19 protein-coding genes are annotated in these 17,943 nt (G+C 44.0%); 13 read left to right on the top strand and 6 right to left on the bottom strand.

The genetic code is table 11. The features are described from left to right. The first annotated feature begins 183 nt into the window (after window positions 1-183). A complete protein-coding gene (gene matP, locus QWZ05_RS19745; protein ID WP_264877473.1) occupies window positions 184-633 on the top strand; it encodes a macrodomain Ter protein MatP in 450 nt (149 codons plus the stop codon). 154 nt (window positions 634-787) lie between these two features. Beyond that, window positions 788-1,120 carry a hypothetical protein gene (locus QWZ05_RS19740; RefSeq protein ID WP_290300212.1) on the top strand — a complete coding sequence of 111 codons (333 nt, stop codon included), beginning with the start codon at window positions 788-790 and terminating at the stop codon, window positions 1,118-1,120. A gap of 219 nt (window positions 1,121-1,339) precedes the next feature. Here the strand turns inward: QWZ05_RS19740 and QWZ05_RS19735 are convergent, their stop codons facing one another. The 3 genes from QWZ05_RS19735 to QWZ05_RS19725 form a co-directional block, all read right to left on the bottom strand. Then, window positions 1,340-3,085 (bottom strand): ATP-binding protein, encoded by a 1,746-nt coding sequence (locus QWZ05_RS19735; RefSeq protein ID WP_290300210.1) that lies wholly within the window; start codon window positions 3,083-3,085, stop codon window positions 1,340-1,342. Between the two features lie 25 nt (window positions 3,086-3,110). Then, window positions 3,111-4,295 carry an FIST signal transduction protein gene (locus QWZ05_RS19730; RefSeq protein ID WP_290300208.1) on the bottom strand — a complete coding sequence of 395 codons (1,185 nt, stop codon included), beginning with the start codon at window positions 4,293-4,295 and terminating at the stop codon, window positions 3,111-3,113. 84 nt (window positions 4,296-4,379) lie between these two features. Beyond that, the gene (locus QWZ05_RS19725) at window positions 4,380-4,754 is read right to left on the bottom strand and encodes a hypothetical protein (RefSeq protein ID WP_290300206.1); all 375 of its coding nucleotides are present in this window, start codon (window positions 4,752-4,754) and stop codon (window positions 4,380-4,382) included. A gap of 396 nt (window positions 4,755-5,150) precedes the next feature. Between QWZ05_RS19725 and ccoN the strand changes: the two genes are divergently transcribed. The 11 genes from ccoN (at window position 5,151) to ttcA (ending at window position 15,409) form a co-directional block, all read left to right on the top strand. Then, a complete protein-coding gene (ccoN, locus tag QWZ05_RS19720; RefSeq protein WP_264877468.1) occupies window positions 5,151-6,578 on the top strand; it encodes a cytochrome-c oxidase, cbb3-type subunit I in 1,428 nt (475 codons plus the stop codon). 12 nt (window positions 6,579-6,590) lie between these two features. Beyond that, entirely contained in the window at window positions 6,591-7,211 is a 621-nt protein-coding gene (gene ccoO, locus QWZ05_RS19715) for a cytochrome-c oxidase, cbb3-type subunit II (protein WP_264877467.1), read from the top strand. 8 nt (window positions 7,212-7,219) lie between these two features. After that, window positions 7,220-7,411 (top strand): cbb3-type cytochrome oxidase subunit 3, encoded by a 192-nt coding sequence (locus QWZ05_RS19710; protein ID WP_264877466.1) that lies wholly within the window; start codon window positions 7,220-7,222, stop codon window positions 7,409-7,411. Continuing rightward, on the top strand, window positions 7,411-8,388 hold the full coding sequence (gene ccoP, locus QWZ05_RS19705) for a cytochrome-c oxidase, cbb3-type subunit III (protein ID WP_290300203.1): 978 nt from the start codon (window positions 7,411-7,413) through the stop codon (window positions 8,386-8,388). Before QWZ05_RS19710 ends, ccoP begins: the two co-directional genes overlap by 1 nt. A 91-nt stretch (window positions 8,389-8,479) precedes the next feature. Next, a complete protein-coding gene (locus QWZ05_RS19700; RefSeq protein WP_264877464.1) occupies window positions 8,480-8,959 on the top strand; it encodes a FixH family protein in 480 nt (159 codons plus the stop codon). Window positions 8,960-9,026: 67 nt separating this feature from the next. Continuing rightward, window positions 9,027-11,402 carry a heavy metal translocating P-type ATPase gene (locus tag QWZ05_RS19695; RefSeq protein ID WP_264877463.1) on the top strand — a complete coding sequence of 792 codons (2,376 nt, stop codon included), beginning with the start codon at window positions 9,027-9,029 and terminating at the stop codon, window positions 11,400-11,402. Between the two features lie 10 nt (window positions 11,403-11,412). Beyond that, on the top strand, window positions 11,413-11,604 hold the full coding sequence (gene ccoS, locus QWZ05_RS19690) for a cbb3-type cytochrome oxidase assembly protein CcoS (RefSeq protein ID WP_264877462.1): 192 nt from the start codon (window positions 11,413-11,415) through the stop codon (window positions 11,602-11,604). Window positions 11,605-11,606: 2 nt separating this feature from the next. Next, window positions 11,607-12,293 (top strand): sulfite exporter TauE/SafE family protein, encoded by a 687-nt coding sequence (locus tag QWZ05_RS19685; protein WP_264877657.1) that lies wholly within the window; start codon window positions 11,607-11,609, stop codon window positions 12,291-12,293. A gap of 81 nt (window positions 12,294-12,374) precedes the next feature. Beyond that, window positions 12,375-13,121 (top strand): fumarate/nitrate reduction transcriptional regulator Fnr, encoded by a 747-nt coding sequence (gene fnr / locus QWZ05_RS19680; RefSeq protein ID WP_264877461.1) that lies wholly within the window; start codon window positions 12,375-12,377, stop codon window positions 13,119-13,121. Window positions 13,122-13,390: 269 nt separating this feature from the next. Beyond that, window positions 13,391-14,332: a universal stress protein UspE gene (gene uspE / locus QWZ05_RS19675; protein WP_264877460.1), complete on the top strand. Its 942-nt coding sequence runs from the start codon at window positions 13,391-13,393 to the stop codon at window positions 14,330-14,332. A gap of 144 nt (window positions 14,333-14,476) precedes the next feature. After that, window positions 14,477-15,409, top strand: coding sequence for a tRNA 2-thiocytidine(32) synthetase TtcA (ttcA, locus tag QWZ05_RS19670; protein ID WP_264877459.1), 933 nt, complete (start codon window positions 14,477-14,479; stop codon window positions 15,407-15,409). 99 nt (window positions 15,410-15,508) lie between these two features. On the opposite strand, the gene QWZ05_RS19665 is transcribed toward ttcA, so the two are convergent. Genes QWZ05_RS19665 through QWZ05_RS19655 form a run of 3 tightly spaced genes read right to left on the bottom strand, consistent with a single transcriptional unit; the run spans window position 15,509 to window position 17,899 of the window. Continuing rightward, a complete protein-coding gene (locus QWZ05_RS19665) occupies window positions 15,509-16,171 on the bottom strand; it encodes a DUF2987 domain-containing protein (RefSeq protein WP_390216145.1) in 663 nt (220 codons plus the stop codon). Window positions 16,172-16,200: 29 nt separating this feature from the next. Further along, window positions 16,201-17,037 (bottom strand): glucosaminidase domain-containing protein, encoded by an 837-nt coding sequence (locus QWZ05_RS19660; protein WP_290300200.1) that lies wholly within the window; start codon window positions 17,035-17,037, stop codon window positions 16,201-16,203. After that, window positions 17,030-17,899, bottom strand: coding sequence for a DUF2189 domain-containing protein (locus QWZ05_RS19655; protein WP_290300199.1), 870 nt, complete (start codon window positions 17,897-17,899; stop codon window positions 17,030-17,032). The genes QWZ05_RS19660 and QWZ05_RS19655 overlap by 8 nt, the downstream gene beginning before the upstream one ends. Window positions 17,900-17,943: the final 44 nt, after the last annotated feature.

Raw genomic sequence — 17,943 nt, 5'->3', positions numbered from 1 at the left:
ATACCTGTATCTGCTTGAAGATGCGCGAAGTTTCCTAAACTCGCCCTGATACCGCTCACCGTAATGTAACTAAAAGAAAACTCAACAATAGTTATTGATCAGTCTCTCTTTTATTGTTTACTCATATTCACATGCTGACTATTTTGGGTTACGCTGTCACCCTTGTTTTTTGGGGAATGACAAATGAAATACCAACAGTTAGAAAACTTAGAATGCGGATGGAAATGGCAGTACCTCATTAAAAAATGGAAAGATGGCGACAATATCACGCGTTACATCGATACGAGTGAGCAAAAAGCGGCTGTTGAACAATTGCGAGAGATGGAGTCTGTTCCAACATTAGTGTTGGAGTGGATCGAAGAGCACATGTCTGAAGAGCTAGACATTAAACTCAAACAAGCTATTCGTGCCAAAAGAAAACGTCACTACAATGCAGAGCAGCTTCACACTCGTAAAAAATCTATCGACTTAGATTATCGCGTTTGGGAAAAGCTGTCGGTTAGAGCAAATGAGTTGGGTTGTACATTGTCTGATGCGATTGAATATTTGCTGTCAGAAGCATCGCGCAGTGAAAAAGCGACACAAACCGTCAGCTCACTGAAAGAAGACTTGAATAAGTTACTCATGGACTAACATCACGGTTCTCCATAACAAGTAAACACAAAATTTCCAGAAGACCTCGTAGTGATTAACACCACGAGGTTTTTTCTTATCTGCCAGTTTAAAAAACGCGATAGATTGAATCTTAAAGACTTTATAAGCGTTGTTTTAAGATAGGAAACCCAACATGCGTGCGTTACTAAACACAATCATGATTACATTACTCGTATTTACTCAAGGTGCTTGGGCCGATGATGCAGAGCATAACGCCACGGCGAGGAAGATCAAAACCAAACTTGAAAAAGCACTGCGCAAGCATACGTTCGAAGACAATACGTATTGTGATGTCATGATTGAAATGGAACACTCACACAAATACGCACGAATCAAACGAGTAAGCGCTCGAGGCGATCATCAACTTTGCAAACAATCAAAGCACTGGTTAGTGCAAGGTAAAAAATTTCGTTACACAGAGACTGAGAAGTTTATCCGGCTGCAGTTGGTCGCTAATGATCTTTAATAGGTCAATCAAGTTGTTAAACACAACCGAACTACGTTATATTTCACCCATTTTTAAGTGCGTATTATGTATATTATGTTAAATTAAGTGTTCGATTGATAAAGCATACACCTATACATTTCCCCTTGCCCTTTGTCATCGGAACTGAATTGAACATAATTGTATTTACCATAAAATACCTAATAATCAGTTAATTATCTAACGATCATTAACTGATTATTAGTGCTCTAAACACTCTTGGCTAGATTTGTTTTCGTCTAGGATGTTATCAATGACAGACAAAATTTCTTTTTGTCTGATTGGTTTGCACACAAACTCATCCATACCACACGTTAAACATTGGTTTCGGTCTGTTGATGCTGCATGGGCTGTCAATGCCACGATCGGTGTGTGTTGATTAAACTCTCTAATCTTCTTCGTTGCGGTAATACCATCCATGACTGGCATTGAAAGATCCATAAGAACAACATCAACCTTCTCAGCAGTTTTTTTCATGTAATCTACGGCCAATGCACCGTTATCGAGTGTCGACACTTTAAAACCGTTGTTCTCCAGGATGAGTTTCGCGACAACTTGGTTGGTTTTGGTGTCTTCTACCACTAGTACGTGCTTGCCATTGGCAATAACATGTTTATGAGGGTTCGTTGTAACGAGATTATCTGCTCGACGTGTTTGCAGAGGTATTCTGATTGTAACTGAAGTACCTTCGTTGACCTTCGAGCTTAACTCAATTTCCCCGCCCATCTGTTCAACGATATGTTTGGTGATACTAAGCCCCAATCCCGAACCGCCAAACTTACGTGTGATACTTGAATCTGCTTGGACAAACGGCGTGAAGAGTTTTTCTATATTACATTGTGCAATGCCGATACCAGTATCTCGGACGTTAATCACCATTACATCGCGTTCTAACCAACTACGCATATCTATCTTACCTGAATCGGTAAATTTCACCGCGTTGCCGACAATATTGAAAATAATTTGCGACAAACGGCTGGAGTCCATAAACACATCATGGCTGTTGTCGGTATCAACATGCGCACTAAAATCTAGCCCTTTGTTCTCCGCCAAAGACTGATGATAAGCCAAACTGTTGTTGATTGCTTTCTCAAGGTTTATCCAACGGCGGTTGAGAGGAAATTTACCACGTTCAATCTGTGTCACTTCGAGAATGTCGCCAATTAAGGCGAGCAACATCTCTGCAGATGTCGTCATTTGGGATAGGATTTGCTGCGATTCGGCGCAATTTAACTGATTAGAAAGTACATCGATGTAACCGAGAACTGAGTTCAGAGGCGTTCTAAATTCATGGCTCATCATAGCCAAGAATTTTGATTTTGCCTCGTTCGCTTCGATGGCTTTTTTCTTAGCAAGCTCCAACTCAATCGTACGCTGCTGCACAAGGCGTGTTAGCTGCTCTTTGTGTTCAATGTCAAAGACCGCCCTTTCCAATAACGGTCTGAAACGGGTCAGGGTTTCTTTGGTATTGAGTGAAAACTGCCCTACTTTGTTACCCAGTAACAGAATGACAGCGTCGGACAACTCGCTGCAAACACCCACCAATAGTGCTGAGCGGATTTTCGGTTCGACACAAAGATTGAGTGTTTTGATTTCAGCAATACGAGTCGCATCAAACAGAACGATAGTTTCGCCATCGAGAACGCGAGAGAATTTAGGGCCGTCGTGCCACTGAATTGAACTTAACTTGGGATTAGTGGTGAGTAAACAAGTGTAACTATTTTGGGTTTTGTTTTTACTCAGCACCAAGAATTCATCAAAGTCGATGTATAAAGACAGAACTTTACGCAGTTCCTGAAAAATCTGCTCTTTATTAGCCGACCCCGTTATCGAAGAAATCGCATCGAGTATCGCGGCATTCTCTTTTAAGAGCATGGCCTCTCTTTCACGACTTCGGTTTAACTCAAACAACGCTTCTCTCAGTTGTTCTTGGTCCCTATTTGACATCCTTTTGCGTCCTTTCTTTTCAAATCTAATGATGAAACACTGCCGATGTCACCATCAAGTTTGCATGCGCGATCTCCCCGCCAACAAACCGCCCCTGCTCGCCAAAAGTGAACGGTGAGAGGAATGGTGTCGGTCCTATCGCTTTAACTAAGTGTTGTTGAAGTTCATTAATGTCATCCTTTAAGTACAACATTGGACCAGCACATATCACTAAGATCGCGCTTAAAGGGCTAAATTCATCAGGCTTTCCTAGCGAGACGTCTTTTACTACGCGCGCTGGCCTGACGATCATTTCCTGACGATTTCCATCCATTAGCGTGACAGTGTCACCCTTGCCAATGTCAGTAAATAACAAGATTGCTCCTTCCTTACTACTCACACGAATCGGGTGTGAGAGTTTGAAGTAGCTCTGATTAAAGACTTCCCCAACTTTGCGCCCGAGTGAATACTGGGTTACAAGGTCAAACTCAAAATGAATAGGTACGTTCACTTGCGCATGTTCAGCAATCCACTTTCTATAAACTTCCTGTGCTGGCTGGCCATCTATTTCAATTAAATTTCGACCGCAAGCTTTGGTTACTGTGCCAGCAAACTCGGTTTCAGTATATCCTGCGCTAAAAGAATGTGTGCACTTGGTCTCTGTATAAAATAACATCATTACGACCCCTTTATCTGCCGTCAACTCTTCGCTAAACAGTGACCACTGTCCTTTGATGTGATTATCAGAAGCGCTGCCTCCAACAATGGGAACGGGGGATTGAAAGTAGTCATCAATCGCCGAAACGACCTGTTCTTCAATCCCCGGGGTCGGATGGCATAAAATAAAGGATGGTAACTCTCCCACTCTATCAAGCTCAATTAACGCATCATCTAACGCCTTCTTGGTTTGTTGGGCCACATTTTGTTCTTTGCCCACCTCTGCTATCGCCGTTCCAAACACCGACGGGCTTTCATCATAGATAGCCATAAGACCAATAACGGTTCCAAAATGGGTGCCTTTATCACTTATCACACCGCGACATGTAGAGCATGCAATTAGAGGGATATTTGGGAAATGTTGCGTGTAGGCCGCTTTAAGATCGTCAGCAGAATAGTCCTGTGTGTAATAACAGATGAGACTAGAGGGAGCTCTGCTCGGCAGCTGTGATTTTAGTTCTTGGACAGCAAGCTCCGGAGAGATTAAGTGACTTATACTGGTAATAAACTTCATTACGATCTGCCACTCATAAAGCAGCTTAATTCTTCTTTAAAATGGTCGTTGTACGTATAGTAAATTAAGTTTACTCGCAAATCATTAGTCTAAGTCAATCATTACTCTGATGTTTTGCGACTGAGACTTGTTCATAAACACGAGCTCTAGCTGATCTTGTTCAGTGCTGGGTAAATCGAAAGTAATGCTTGAATCATTAGAATGCATTGGCAGTGCATTTTTTACGGTGACGCGCCAACCTGAAGTCACCCCATCCAACACCAATACATTATTTTCGACCCTAAGTTGAACATTTGTTAACATTTCATGAATGTGACACGTAGAACCGATATCACAACTAACTATCTTTGAACCAGTATCGTTGTGTTCAAAGGTTCGCCACCAAAACGCACTAATGAGTAAGGTCATCATGACCAAAATCTGACCAATACGGCCTTTAGTAAGCTTTTCTGCTGCCATTGCCTTGTTTACCCCATGTAACAAACTTCAAAGTTTTGAAATAAATGATCTATTCCCGACTAACGGCAAGGTTACTGCCCTGTCATTGAAATGTTAATTGCAGTATAGTTGCCAACGAAAATATCACTTTTATAAAAATCATCAGGGAAGGTGGTCAAAGTTACACTTTAAGGCTCTCTTCCCCCAAATGATTTTGGTGGTATTACGACGCAAGTCGTGTTGGAAGTAAAGTGTAGTTTATACCGATTACAGTAGGTTGAAGTTCACTGTCTCTTATTAATATCGCTAATCGCGTTAAAGCTGGTAAGTATAGATTCCGCTTCATAGTGCTTAGCAATACAACTCAGGGATGAGAACGGATGTCACTTGGTATATTTTGAAATTGGAAGCATGTAAATGAGCCAAGAAAAGCAGCTTGAACAAAACTACAACTATACGGTCGTTCGTCAATTTACCCTAGTCACCGTGCTATGGGGTATTGTTGGTATGGCTGTTGGTGTTTTGATTGCCGCTCAATTAGTTTGGCCACAGCTAAACTTTGATACGCCGTGGTTGACGTACAGTCGTTTACGTCCATTGCATACTAATGCGGTAATATTTGCGTTTGGTACTAGTGCATTGTTCGCGACTTCGTATTATGTCGTGCAGCGTACTTGTCAAACTCGTCTATTTGGTGGCCCTCTGGTCGCATTCACCTTCTGGGGATGGCAAGCCATTATCCTAGCAGCAGCCATATCTTTACCTTTAGGTTACACCTCTGGTAAAGAGTACGCTGAGCTAGAATGGCCTATCGATATTGCAATTACTCTTGTATGGGTAGCATACGCAATAGTCTTCTTTGGAACTCTTGTAAAACGTAAGACGTCACATATTTATGTGGCAAACTGGTTCTTCGGGGCATTTATCCTGACCGTTGCGGTGCTTCACATCGTTAATAGTATGGCAATCCCTGTCTCTTACGGTAAATCTTATTCCATATACTCTGGTGCTGTTGATGCCATGGTTCAGTGGTGGTATGGACACAATGCGGTAGGCTTCCTTCTTACTGCAGGCTTCCTAGGTATGATGTATTACTTTGTCCCTAAGCAAGCTGAACGCCCGGTTTACTCTTATCGTCTATCCATTGTTCACTTTTGGGCCCTTGTATCGCTCTACATTTGGGCAGGTCCTCACCATCTGCACTACACTGCACTACCCGATTGGACCCAATCTCTTGGTATGGTGATGTCTTTGGTTCTGTTTGCTCCTTCATGGGGCGGTATGATCAACGGTATTATGACTCTATCTGGCGCATGGCATAAATTGCGTTACGACCCTATTTTGCGCTTCCTCATCGTGTCATTGTCTTTCTACGGCATGTCAACGTTTGAAGGGCCAATGATGTCGATCAAGACCGTGAATGCGCTGTCGCACTACACAGACTGGACAGTAGGACACGTTCACTCTGGTGCGCTTGGTTGGGTTGCGATGGTTTCCATTGGTTCGATCTACCACCTCGTTCCGCGCCTATTTGGTCAAGAGCGCATGTATTCTGTTGGCCTAATCAACACGCACTTCTGGCTCGCTACGATTGGTACGGTTCTTTACATTGTTGCAATGTGGATCTCCGGTGTTATGCAAGGTCTGATGTGGCGTGCAGTAAACTCAGATGGCACGCTAACCTACAGTTTTGTTGAATCTGTACAAGCCTCTTACCCGTTCTACACGGTGCGCTTCATTGGTGGCTTTATCTTCCTCGCAGGTATGTTCTTGATGGCTTACAACGTTTATAAAACCGTTGTCGCTCCTCAAGGCAGCCTAAAAGCTCAACCTCAGCCGGCATAAGGAGATCGTAGAATGAGTTCAAATTCTAACAATCGCCACGAAATCGTGGAAAAAAACGTCGGCTTGATGGCTATTTTGATTATTTTTGCCATTAGCTTGGGTGCGTTGGTGGAGATCACGCCGCTGATTTTCCAAAAGCAAACCACTGAGCCCGTAGACAACCTGCGTGCCTACACTGCATTAGAGATGGAAGGACGAGATATCTACATTCGTGAGGGCTGTAACGTCTGTCACTCACAAATGATTCGCCCTTTCCGTTCTGAAACAGAGCGCTACGGCCACTACTCTGTTGCGGGTGAGCATGTATGGGAACATCCATTTCTTTGGGGTTCAAAACGTACTGGTCCTGATCTTGCCCGTGTTGGCGGTCGTTACTCTGATGAATGGCATCGCGTTCACCTTCTTGACCCTCGCGAGCTAGTACCAGAGTCCAACATGCCCGCGTTTCCTTGGCTAGAAGAGAACGTGTTAGACGGCAAATTGACGCAAAAGAAACTAGAGATCTTTAAGAATCAATTTGGCGTACCTTACACTGACGAGCAAATTGCCAACGCACAGAGTGATGTTCAAGGTAAAACAGAGATGGATGCCATCATTGCTTACCTTCAATCTCTCGGCCACGCGATGAAATAGGAGTCATTATGGATATTGGTACTATTCACAGTATATGGACCATAGTGCTCTTTGTTAGCTTCATCGGTGTCGTCTGGTGGGCATACGGAAAGAGTCGTAAGTCTCGTTTCGAAGAAGCAGCAAACTTAGTTTTTGCTGACGAGCCTATCAAAGACAAAGAAGCAACATCAGAGCAATCAGAACAAGGAGTGAAGAAATAATGACTACTTTTTGGAGTTTATGGATCATTATCATCACGATTGGCACGTTGGTTGGCTGTGCAGTGATCTTGTTCTGGTGTCAAAAGGACAAGATGGGTGTCGAAGAAGGCCAAGATATGGGGCATGAATATGATGGTATTCGTGAGCTCAACAACCCTTTGCCTAAGTGGTGGTTTTACCTTTTTGTTAGTACGTTCATCTTTGCTGCGGTTTATTTAGCCCTCTACCCTGGTTTAGGCAACTATAAAGGCCTTTTGGGCTGGCAAAGTTCAGATCAAACGGTGAAGTCTATTGAAGAGTCAAGAGCCTCAATTGCCCGCGCTCAAGCTGACAAGCAGCTAGTGCAATATGCAAAAGAGTTGGATGACGCTGATAGCTACTTTGGTGAGAAGTTCAGTCAACTTGCGAACCAAGCGGACGGTTCAGGTCTTAAGCCTCTCGAACAAATCGCGATGGATTCTGAGGCGCTGAAAGCAGGTCAAGGCCTCTTCTTGCAAAACTGCTCACAGTGCCATGGTTCGGATGCTCGCGGCCAAAAAGGCTTCCCTAACCTAACGGACAACGCATGGTTGTATGGCGGTGAGCCGCAAGCGATTGTCACTACGATTATGGAAGGTCGTATTGGTCAGATGCCAGGTTGGAAAGACGCTCTTGGTGAAGACGGTGTTCAAGAAGTGGTTTCTTACACACTGAGTTTGTCAGGACGCTCTGTCAATGCAAAAGAAGCGGAAGCTGGCAAAGCGCGCTTCGTTGTTTGTGCAGCTTGTCATGGTACGGATGGTAAAGGTAACCCTGCAGTAGGTGCGCCTGACCTTACGGACCAAAACTGGTTGTTCGGCGGCTCGAGAGCAGACGTTACAGAAACAGTTATGAATGGACGTTCGGGCGTCATGCCTGCGTGGAAAGACATTCTCGGTGAAGAGAAGGTTCAGCTCGTTTCTGCGTATGTTTGGAGTTTGAGCAACAGCGATAATTAAAACGTAACAAATCTATAACAGCCCCTATCTAAGGGGCTGTATTTCCTTTAGATTTTATCCCACACTTTCATTTCTTTTAGAGAACTTTTTTATGGAAAAGCCTTGGTATAAGCAGTTCTGGCCGTGGTTCCTTATTATTCTTCCAGGTACTGTCGTTGTATGGACTATCATCACTGTAATCATCTTCTCACAGAACTCTGTCGACTTAGTGACCGAGGATTACTATAAAAAAGGGAAAGGTATTAATATCGACCTTTCGAAAGTAAACAAAGCGAAAGAGCTGGGTTTAACGGCGAATATCTCGCAAAGCGATCAACAAATGATATTAAGCCTTAAGCAAGGCCAACTAAGCCACTTCCCTGCTTTAAAGGTCATGTATGCACATCGAACTCTGCCAGACCAAGATTTTGAAATGCTGGTGACAGCTGATGCACAAGGCACCTATCGATTTACCCCTCCAGCAGAAATCTCTGGCCCTTGGTTCGTTGAAGTAACACCTCATGATGAACAGTGGTTAATTCAGGGGCGTGTATCTTTCCCGCTCGAACAAGCTGTTCCACTAACGAATTAAGCTACCGTTGACTCGTATCAAGAACATTCATCAAGACCCAAAACCAACCATTTAGCGAAGACTCTTTATGTGTAAATCGTGTTACCACTGCGGTGAAGTTGTACCAGACAACACGAATTTTAAAGTCGAGATCTTAGGCGACATCCGAACGATGTGTTGCCTAGGATGCGAAACCGTCGCACAAACCATCGTAGACAGTGACCTTGTCTCCTATTACCAATTTAGAACAGCGCCTGCTGAACGTGTCGAACTGGTACCGGAACAGCTGAAAAGCTTGATTCACTATGACAACAAAGAGGTTCAATCAGAATTTGTTCGTCATTCTGAACATGCTTCAGATGTGACATTGTCACTAGAGGGCGTTTCTTGCGCGGCCTGTGCATGGCTGATTGAAAAGCAAGTCGCTGCACATAACGGCGTACTTTCAATAAGTGTTAACACAACGACGTTACGCGCTGCTCTGTCGTGGGATGATACCCAAACTCAGTTGAGTGAAATTTTGGCGATAATTCATCAACTGGGATACAAAGCGGCTCCATTTGAAGCAGATAAGCACGAAGCTGCTTATCATCGTTCCATGAAGCAATACCTATATCGTTTAGGGATTGCCGGACTGGCGACGATGCAGGTGATGATGCTCGCAGTCGCCTTATATCTAGAGGTGTTTGGTGATCTAGAAGAAGAGTTCAAACACTTTTTCCGCTGGGTCAGCCTGATCTTCGCTACGCCCGTACTCCTCTATTCTGCGCTGCCCTTTTATCTCAACGCATGGCGCAGCTTGAAAAGCTTAACCTTGGGGATGGATGTCCCCGTTTCTCTAGCGCTTATATTTGCCTATGTTGCGAGTGTCGTCGCGACGGTTCAAGAAAAGGGCGAGGTCTTCTTTGAGTCCATCTCAATGTTTACCTTTTTCTTGTTGGTTGGTCGTTTCTTAGAGATGCGTGCAAGAAGAAAAGCCGCTGCCGCCAGTGGTAATTTACTTAAGCTGATACCCGCGATTGCACACACGCTTGACGGTGAGGAAGTGCCCGTCAAAACACTGAAGCCAGGCGATAGAATTCGTGTTCTTCCCGGCGAGCATATTCCCGCAGATGGTAAAGTTCTTGCTGACATTAATATTCTGATTGATGAGTCGATGCTTACCGGTGAATCTTTACAAGTGACTAAGCAGCAAAATGATGCCGTATACGCGGGAACACTTAACGGTGATGAGTCGTTTGATCTCGAAGTCACAGCTGATAAACATAACTCGGTGATCAACAATATCGTCCGTCTACAAGACTCTGCAGAGCTTGCAAAACCGCGCATTGCCGAGATTGCGGATATTGTTGCTCGTTACTTTGTCGGTGCGATACTCATTATCTCAGCTTGTACTTGGCTGTATTGGCATCAGTCACGACCGGATGATGCATTTTGGATCATGCTTTCAGTACTTGTCGCGACTTGTCCATGTGCGCTATCTCTGGCGACACCCACAGCACTCACTTGCGCTACCTCTCGCCTGGGTAGCTTGGGGATTTTATTGCGTAAGAACCATGTCTTCGAGACTCTTTGTAAGGTCAATCATCTAGTCGTTGATAAAACCGGTACTCTTACCGAGGGCAATATTGCGATTAAAGATATACAAATCGAAACAGGCTTCGAAACACAATCGTGTATCGATATTGCTAAAACTCTTGAATCACATGCAAACCACCCTATTGCTAATGCCTTTAAAGGTCTAGACGGCCTTATTCTACCAGCGCTACACACAGAGAATAAAATTGGCCAAGGCATTGAAGGGGTAATCTCTGGTTTCAATGTAAAAATTGGTAGTGCCCGTTATATAGGCTTTGAATGCGAGCAGAATGAAACTAAGGCCAATGCTGTCTATCTATCGATTGACAATCAGCATGCCGCAACGTTTTATTACCAAGATCCGGTTAGAGATGAAAGTCGAGACTTTATCCAGCACTTTATCGAGTCGGGTGCAAAAGTCACCTTGCTGACGGGCGATACATTACACAATGCACAGCCCGTTGCAGAAAAAGTTGGCATCACTGAGATCGTTGCCTCGGCCTCTCCAGAAGATAAACTTGAGTTTCTAAAATCAGTCAAAGATAGCGATATCACGATGATGATTGGTGATGGTATCAATGATGCACCTACCCTTGCGGGAGCGCACCTTTCAGTCGCTATGGGTGGCGGCACAGATGTCGCAAAGGCTTCTGCTGATCTTGTGTTATTGGGTGATAAACTTGACCGAGTTCTGAAAGCGAAAGAGCATGCCATCAAAACGCGTAAGATTATTCGAGAGAATCTCGCTTGGTCGCTTGGCTACAATCTGGTCATCTTGCCGCTCGCGGTTGCTGGGCTTGTCGCTCCATACATTGCTGTATTGGGCATGTCAGCCAGCTCTGTTATTGTGGTAACGAACTCGTTACGCTTGCTCAAAAACTCATAGGTGATATCACATGGAAAGTATCTATATCTTGATCCCTATCGCCATAGTACTGGTTGCCATTGCTGTTGTTGTCTTTTTATGGGCAGTAAGAACTGATCAATTTGAAGACCTTGAGCGACAAGGGCATAACATTCTGTTTGATGATGATAAGCCGCAAAGCCAACAAGCTAATAAACAAACAGACCAAGAGCCAAAAGCATGACCATGAGCCTCGATCTTATTGGCGCTTTTATGGTTGGGGTTGTAGGCTCTGCTCACTGCATTGGTATGTGTGGAGGGATTGCTTCACTCATCTCGATTGACCCTAACGTACCGAAACTGAACTCAAAGAAAATCACCAATATTGTCGGTTATAACCTAGGCAGACTATCGAGTTACGCTCTATTAGGTGGGATTCTCGGTGGTGCACTGGCTTCTTTAGTAGAATTATCTCAACTCACTCAACTGCTGACCGGCCTTCGGATTGTTGCTGCGATACTCATGATTGCGTTAGGCCTATATATTGGGCAATGGTGGTTTGGGATACTCAAAGTTGAGTCAATTGGTAAAGGGATTTGGCGTTATATTTCTCCACTTGCACAAAAATTGATACCGATAAAACACCCGCTCCATGCCATACCATTAGGCTTCCTCTGGGGCTGGCTGCCATGCGGCTTAGTTTACTCCATGCTTTCTTGGGCCATTGTTTCTGGCAGCGCGCTTGCGGGAGCTGGCACTATGTTAGCCTTTGGTCTTGGTACCCTCCCTTCTATGTTAGCTTTTGGTGTCGGTGCGGCATTTATTAATCAACTAAAAAGCTCTTCTCTATTTAAGCGAACCGCTGGTGCCTTGTTAATTATTTATGGTTCTTACACATTGATACACGCTGTATCAATGTTTATAGCTCATTGATGTGTTGATTGTTTTTTTACTACCCCTAAGTGGCATATAATGGTAAAATATTGATGTATATCAAATTGTGAAGCGATTGTTATGATTTCGGAAAAGCCTTCTGCAAAACGTATCCAGTCTGGTGGCTGTGCCATTCATTGTCAGGACTGTAGTATTAGTCAGCTATGTATCCCTTTTACTCTAAACGAGTCAGAGCTTGATCAACTCGATGAAATTATCGAGCGTAAAAAGCCTATTCAGAAAGGACAAGAACTGTTTAAAGCTGGCGATGAATTAAAATCACTGTATGCCATCCGTTCAGGAACAATCAAAAGCTATACGATTACTGAGCAGGGTGATGAGCAGATCACCGCATTCCACTTAGCGGGTGACCTTGTTGGTTTTGACGCAATTACCGGTGATCTTCACCCGAGTTTTGCGCAGGCATTAGAAACCTCAATGGTTTGTGAAATACCATACGAAATTTTGGATGACCTTTCAGGAAAAATGCCAAAGCTACGCCAACAAATTATGCGTTTGATGAGTAATGAAATCAAAGGCGATCAAGAGATGATTTTGTTGTTATCGAAAAAGAATGCGGAAGAGCGTTTGGCTGCATTCCTTTATAACTTGTCGACTCGCTTCTCTCAACGTGGCTTTAGCCCACGAGAGTTCCGCTTAACAATGACTCGTGGTGACATCGGTAACTATCTTGGTTTAACCGTAGAAACTATTAGCCGACTGCTTGGTCGTTTCCAGAAATCGGACATTTTAAGTGTTAAGGGCAAATACATCACGATTCTCGACCATGATGCGTTAATGGATCTTGCCGGCGTAAGCAAAAAATAATTACGACAAGTGTTCGCCTATTTGAATACGTAAGAGTGCCCCACATTGCTGGGGTGTTTTTTTGTCTATATATCCTCGTCGAACGACAATGACACACGGTCATACGCTTACTTGTCATTGTTTCGCAACAAGTTTTTAACTCGAAAGCCAGCTTTTCGTCCCAATAATGAGCTGAATCATAATTCTTCACTCATCTCACCTGTTTTTGTAAACCTTATTCGATGGTTGGGCTACATTAGAGATAAGTCCTACGATAACGGGTGCTGAATATGAGTATTTACAGTAAAATCTTAGTTGTTGCTGACATCAATCATGAAGAACAACCCGCTCTCGCGAGAGCGATGCAGCTAGCGTCTAAATGTACGACCAAAAGCAATGTGACCTTCTTCCTGTCAATTTATGACTTTTCCTATGATATGACCTCAATGCTGTCACTTGATGAACGCGACGCCATGCGTCGTGGCGTGATCCAGCAACGAGAAGAGTGGATGCGCAAAGTTGCAGGGCCTTATGTCAATGATGGTGTCGACTTTGACGTCAAAGTGGTGTGGCATAATCGCCCCTATGAGGCGATCATCGCTGAAGTGTTCGGTAGCGAGCATGATATTGTGATTAAAGGGACAAGAAAACACGATGTGCTGGAATCTGTTCTCTTCACACCAACCGACTGGCACTTGCTGCGTAAATGCCCTAGTCCTGTTCTCTTGGTGAAAAACTCTGACTGGCCAGCGGATGCCAATATTATGGCATCTGTACACGTCGGTTCTGAATACGACACGCATTTAGACTTGAACGATCGAATGGTAGAGCAACTGCAGAGTCTTTCACAAAGACTATCCGCCAACCCATACCTCGTTAATGCCTACCCTGTCACGCCGGCGAATATTACGATTGAACTGCCCGAATTTGACCCAAACACCTACACCGATGCGGTTCGTGGCCATCATCTCACGTCAATGAAGGCGCTTAGACAAAAACATGGTATTGACGAAGAGCAGACTATCGTTGAGCAAGGCTTGCCTGAGGATATCATTCCTGATGTTGCTAAACGCCTCAACGCAGCCATGGTCATCTTGGGCACCACTGGCCGAACAGGTCTCTCAGCGGTGTTCATCGGTAACACGGCTGAGCATGTTATCGATAAGATTGATTGTGACGTTTTGGCACTGAAACCTAATGGCTTTATCAGCCCTTTAGAGCCTAATGGCTAATACCAATCACGAAACTCACAGGCGAACCAAGATGGTTCGTCTTTTCTTTGCTTGTTCATCGCAAAATTATCAGTATCATACGCAGTTCATTTTTACCTTGTGAGCGCTGTAGACACATACAGCCAAACTGAGCGAACTGTCTTTATGAATGAGCAAACCTCTGAGCTAACTAAAGCTCAGCAATACAACTTTAACAAGTTACAAAAGCGTATCCGCCGTAATACCGGCCAAGCCATTGCTGACTTCAATATGATTGAAGATGGTGATCGCATAATGGTCTGCCTGTCTGGTGGTAAAGACAGTTTTACTATGCTCGACATTCTGATGAGCCTACAGAAAAGTGCTCCTATCTCTTTCTCTCTGGTTGCGGTCAACCTAGACCAGAAACAACCCGGTTTTCCAAGCCACATTCTGCCTGAATATTTAGAAAGTCTTGGTGTAGAATACAAGATTGTTGAAGAAGATACCTATTCGATTGTTCAAGACAAGATTCCAGAAGGTAAAACGACTTGCTCGCTTTGTTCTCGCTTACGTCGTGGCATTTTGTATCGCACAGCGAAAGAGCTAGGTGCAACGAAAATTGCACTTGGCCACCACCGTGACGATATTCTTGAGACACTGTTTCTGAATATGTTCCACGGCGGAAAAATGAAAGGTATGCCACCTAAACTCGTTTCTGATAACGGTGAACACGTTGTGATTCGTCCTCTTGCTTACTGTCGAGAGAAAGACATCATCAAATATTCAGATATGCGAGAGTACCCAATCATCCCTTGTAACCTATGTGGTTCACAACCGAACCTTCAGCGTCAAAACATCAAGCAAATGCTTAATGAATGGGATAAACGTTTCCCAGGACGTATCGAGTCGATGTTCCGTGCAATGCAAAACGTTGTACCAAGTCACTTGGCTGATTTTGAGCTATTCGACTTCAAATCTGTCGATAAAGACTCTGGGGTTATTAACGGCGGCGATATTGGCTTTGATAAAGAGACATTGCCAGAATCACCTATCGCTCCTGATGTCGATGTGCAAGAGTTCGATCCAAGCTTACAGCTTAATGTAACAAACATTTAGTTTGCTCTTTGAGTAACGTTTGACAAAACACCATATAAAAAAAGAGAGGCGCTTAATCAAATAAGCGCCTCTCTTTTACTAAATATGTGTACTAACGCTTCAGCCTGCCTTTGGAATATAAGGCATTACACGCAAAGTTTCATATGGAAGTTCAATGCTATCACCCCGTGCAAGTTTGCGAATATCAACGCTAACACGATGATTTTCGATGGGTAGAGTTTGACCGCTACTAAGTGTAATCTTCCCTTGAGACTCGGCGAATTCCAATGTCACGCCTTCAACATCAGGTGTAAACCAGCGGGCGAACATACCACCGAGATCACCCAGCAGCTTTTGCATATCCGATTGCAACGTGATCAGTTGTTGATAATCTACACGACCACTCAACGCACTCTTACTCATCACTACCATCGAAAAATCACACTGAACCTCTTGTTCAATTTCAATAAATACCAAAGGGTTTGCTTGTCGAAGGTGGCTATCAATAGGAAGCTGCAACTCACCATTCGCCGCAACCTTTAAAACTTCGTACTTCTCTTCCTTTTCCATCCAGGCTTTATCAAGCTCGCAGGGAAGGCCGTTTTCTGCACTGACAAAAAACACCCCTACTTTTGCACTATCATGACCTTCTTCAGCATTGTGCTTAAGCTGGGTATATAGCTTTGAGTAGGTAAAACGATAATCTTGTTGATACGCATGTGCGGGACTTTGCACCATCCCAGTGATGACTATTGCCGTGGCGCTCATACATGTACGACGAATCCATGTCTTAAAGGCACTCATTATTATCCCTATTCTTCTATCTGTGATTTTTGCCAAAATGCATCGTTATGTCGAATCATTGCGCGAATATCATCTACATAATATTGACCGCGTTCTGAATAACGAATTAGGCCACCAGCCAGTTCCAAAGCGCTATCCACACTCAAAACATCAGTACCCTGCTCTCGTAACTTGAGGCGAAGTTCACGCAGCTCAACATATGCAGGGTTACGGTTAACGTTCATAAAGTAACGATGTGTTGACTCTGATGCATCGGAAAACTTCGCAACTTCGTGAGTCATGCCTGGTGGACGTTTGTTGGGAATCAATCCGCAGCCTTCACTGTAACACCATTGCCCGAAGTAGTTGCTGGCTTCAGTAGCAAAACGAGACGTGCCCCAAGCGCTTTCATTCGCAGCTTGCGTCAGCACCAAAGCTTCTGGCAAGAAATCGACACGCTGCTTCATGAATTCAAACCAACGCTCCGTGCTTTCTCCTTCAGGAGGAAAGGCAAGGTTATAAGACTCTCCAAGTTCAGATAATGCAAGGCGTTCTTTCGCAGATAACGTATCTTCCTTGGCAAGAGCAAATATTAGCGCTTTCTCCTGTTCGATACGAAGATTCTCTAACTCAATGCCAGGTCTTAGATAATCAAAAAAGGCCTTTTTCTTAGTTGGAATATCAGAAATTTCAGCAAAGTTAGGCTTAGAAGTTGGCAGTTCTGGCGTTTTGCGCTTTTTCGGTTGTGACTTCTTTTCTTGCTCTTCTGTCTCAACGACGACTTGAGTCGTCGTTTGGTAGTTAGTACAACTGACAACAGCAACAGCGGTTGCACCTAGCAGCGCAATCAACTCTTTTTTAAGCATTAAATACCTTACCATTCGCATCATTTGAATCGTTTTCATCAGACCCGTTTGAGCCAGAATCATCGTTGTTGTCATCACGGTCAGACTGATCGTTATCATCATGGCGACTATCTTGAGACGCGACCACTTTCAAACGGATTCCAAACATCTCACGATAGATAATCGCTTTGACATGGAAAAACAGTGGAAGCACAAAAATAAGACCGATTCCGTAAAGCATTGCACCAGCAACAAATAAACACATCATCGTGATGTAAATAGCAGCGAGTGGCAGAATCTTCTTGTTGACCGCACGTAACGATAACCAAAGAGAACTCATTGGCGGAACACGCTTCTCACAAATAAGCAGGGTTGAGTTAGTAAACGCCAGAGAAAGATAGAGTGATACAAACGGCAGCAGCATACCGGCTACGCCTTGTAGAACCAGCCCCGCTAACGTTGCCAGTATTACAGGAATCGTAAATTGAAGACCCTTAGCAATATGTCGAGTTTTCGTTTCTAGGCCAGCGGCATGACTCATTGCCATCAAGCTCACGCCGGCAAAAAACGGCGCACTGATCACCTCGTAACTAAAATTTGCCATAAATATCGCTTGCACGACATTTGCATCGACAGAATCTGGGTCTGTAACCATGTCTAAGATGACCGAAAGATCACCCACTTGAAGTTTTAGCGCGATATAGAAAATCGCTAATTGAGCAACGAGAAGCAGCAAAATAGCAGGCGTAAAGCGCATGAAATGTTTGACGGTTAGGCTCGTCGCCTCTCGTAATACTTCCCCGGTACGCAAGCTGTAGTCTCCAGACAGTGCTCTCTCAAGGTTTCCGCCAACGTTAAATTCTCGTTTAATGTCTTTTGTCATCGTGGTTCCAAGCCCAAGCGGGCAAACATTTCCAGCATAAACCT

The sequence above is a fragment of the Vibrio agarivorans genome (assembly GCF_030409635.1).
GTDB classification, from domain to species: domain Bacteria; phylum Pseudomonadota; class Gammaproteobacteria; order Enterobacterales; family Vibrionaceae; genus Vibrio; species Vibrio agarivorans.
The sequence above is the reverse complement of the archived record's forward strand: the minus strand, read 5'-3'. Positions and strand labels throughout refer to the sequence as shown.

Bases quoted from the DNA above. Each gene is read 5' to 3' on its own strand.
- QWZ05_RS19740 (WP_290300212.1), top strand. From the start codon at position 788: ATGCGTGCGTTACTAAACACAATCATGATTACATTACTCGTATTTACT.
- matP (WP_264877473.1), top strand. From the start codon at position 184: ATGAAATACCAACAGTTAGAAAACTTAGAATGCGGATGGAAATGGCAG.
- ccoS (WP_264877462.1), top strand. From the start codon at position 11,413: ATGGAAAGTATCTATATCTTGATCCCTATCGCCATAGTACTGGTTGCC.
- QWZ05_RS19710 (WP_264877466.1), top strand. From the start codon at position 7,220: ATGGATATTGGTACTATTCACAGTATATGGACCATAGTGCTCTTTGTT.
- ccoO (WP_264877467.1), top strand. From the start codon at position 6,591: ATGAGTTCAAATTCTAACAATCGCCACGAAATCGTGGAAAAAAACGTC.
- QWZ05_RS19735 (WP_290300210.1), bottom strand. From the start codon at position 3,085: ATGTCAAATAGGGACCAAGAACAACTGAGAGAAGCGTTGTTTGAGTTA.
- QWZ05_RS19655 (WP_290300199.1), bottom strand. From the start codon at position 17,899: ATGACAAAAGACATTAAACGAGAATTTAACGTTGGCGGAAACCTTGAG.
- uspE (WP_264877460.1), top strand. From the start codon at position 13,391: ATGAGTATTTACAGTAAAATCTTAGTTGTTGCTGACATCAATCATGAA.
- QWZ05_RS19700 (WP_264877464.1), top strand. From the start codon at position 8,480: ATGGAAAAGCCTTGGTATAAGCAGTTCTGGCCGTGGTTCCTTATTATT.
- ccoN (WP_264877468.1), top strand. From the start codon at position 5,151: ATGAGCCAAGAAAAGCAGCTTGAACAAAACTACAACTATACGGTCGTT.
- QWZ05_RS19695 (WP_264877463.1), top strand. From the start codon at position 9,027: ATGTGTAAATCGTGTTACCACTGCGGTGAAGTTGTACCAGACAACACG.
- fnr (WP_264877461.1), top strand. From the start codon at position 12,375: ATGATTTCGGAAAAGCCTTCTGCAAAACGTATCCAGTCTGGTGGCTGT.
- ttcA (WP_264877459.1), top strand. From the start codon at position 14,477: ATGAATGAGCAAACCTCTGAGCTAACTAAAGCTCAGCAATACAACTTT.
- QWZ05_RS19660 (WP_290300200.1), bottom strand. From the start codon at position 17,037: ATGCTTAAAAAAGAGTTGATTGCGCTGCTAGGTGCAACCGCTGTTGCT.
- ccoP (WP_290300203.1), top strand. From the start codon at position 7,411: ATGACTACTTTTTGGAGTTTATGGATCATTATCATCACGATTGGCACG.
- QWZ05_RS19685 (WP_264877657.1), top strand. From the start codon at position 11,607: ATGAGCCTCGATCTTATTGGCGCTTTTATGGTTGGGGTTGTAGGCTCT.
- QWZ05_RS19730 (WP_290300208.1), bottom strand. From the start codon at position 4,295: ATGAAGTTTATTACCAGTATAAGTCACTTAATCTCTCCGGAGCTTGCT.
- QWZ05_RS19725 (WP_290300206.1), bottom strand. From the start codon at position 4,754: ATGGCAGCAGAAAAGCTTACTAAAGGCCGTATTGGTCAGATTTTGGTC.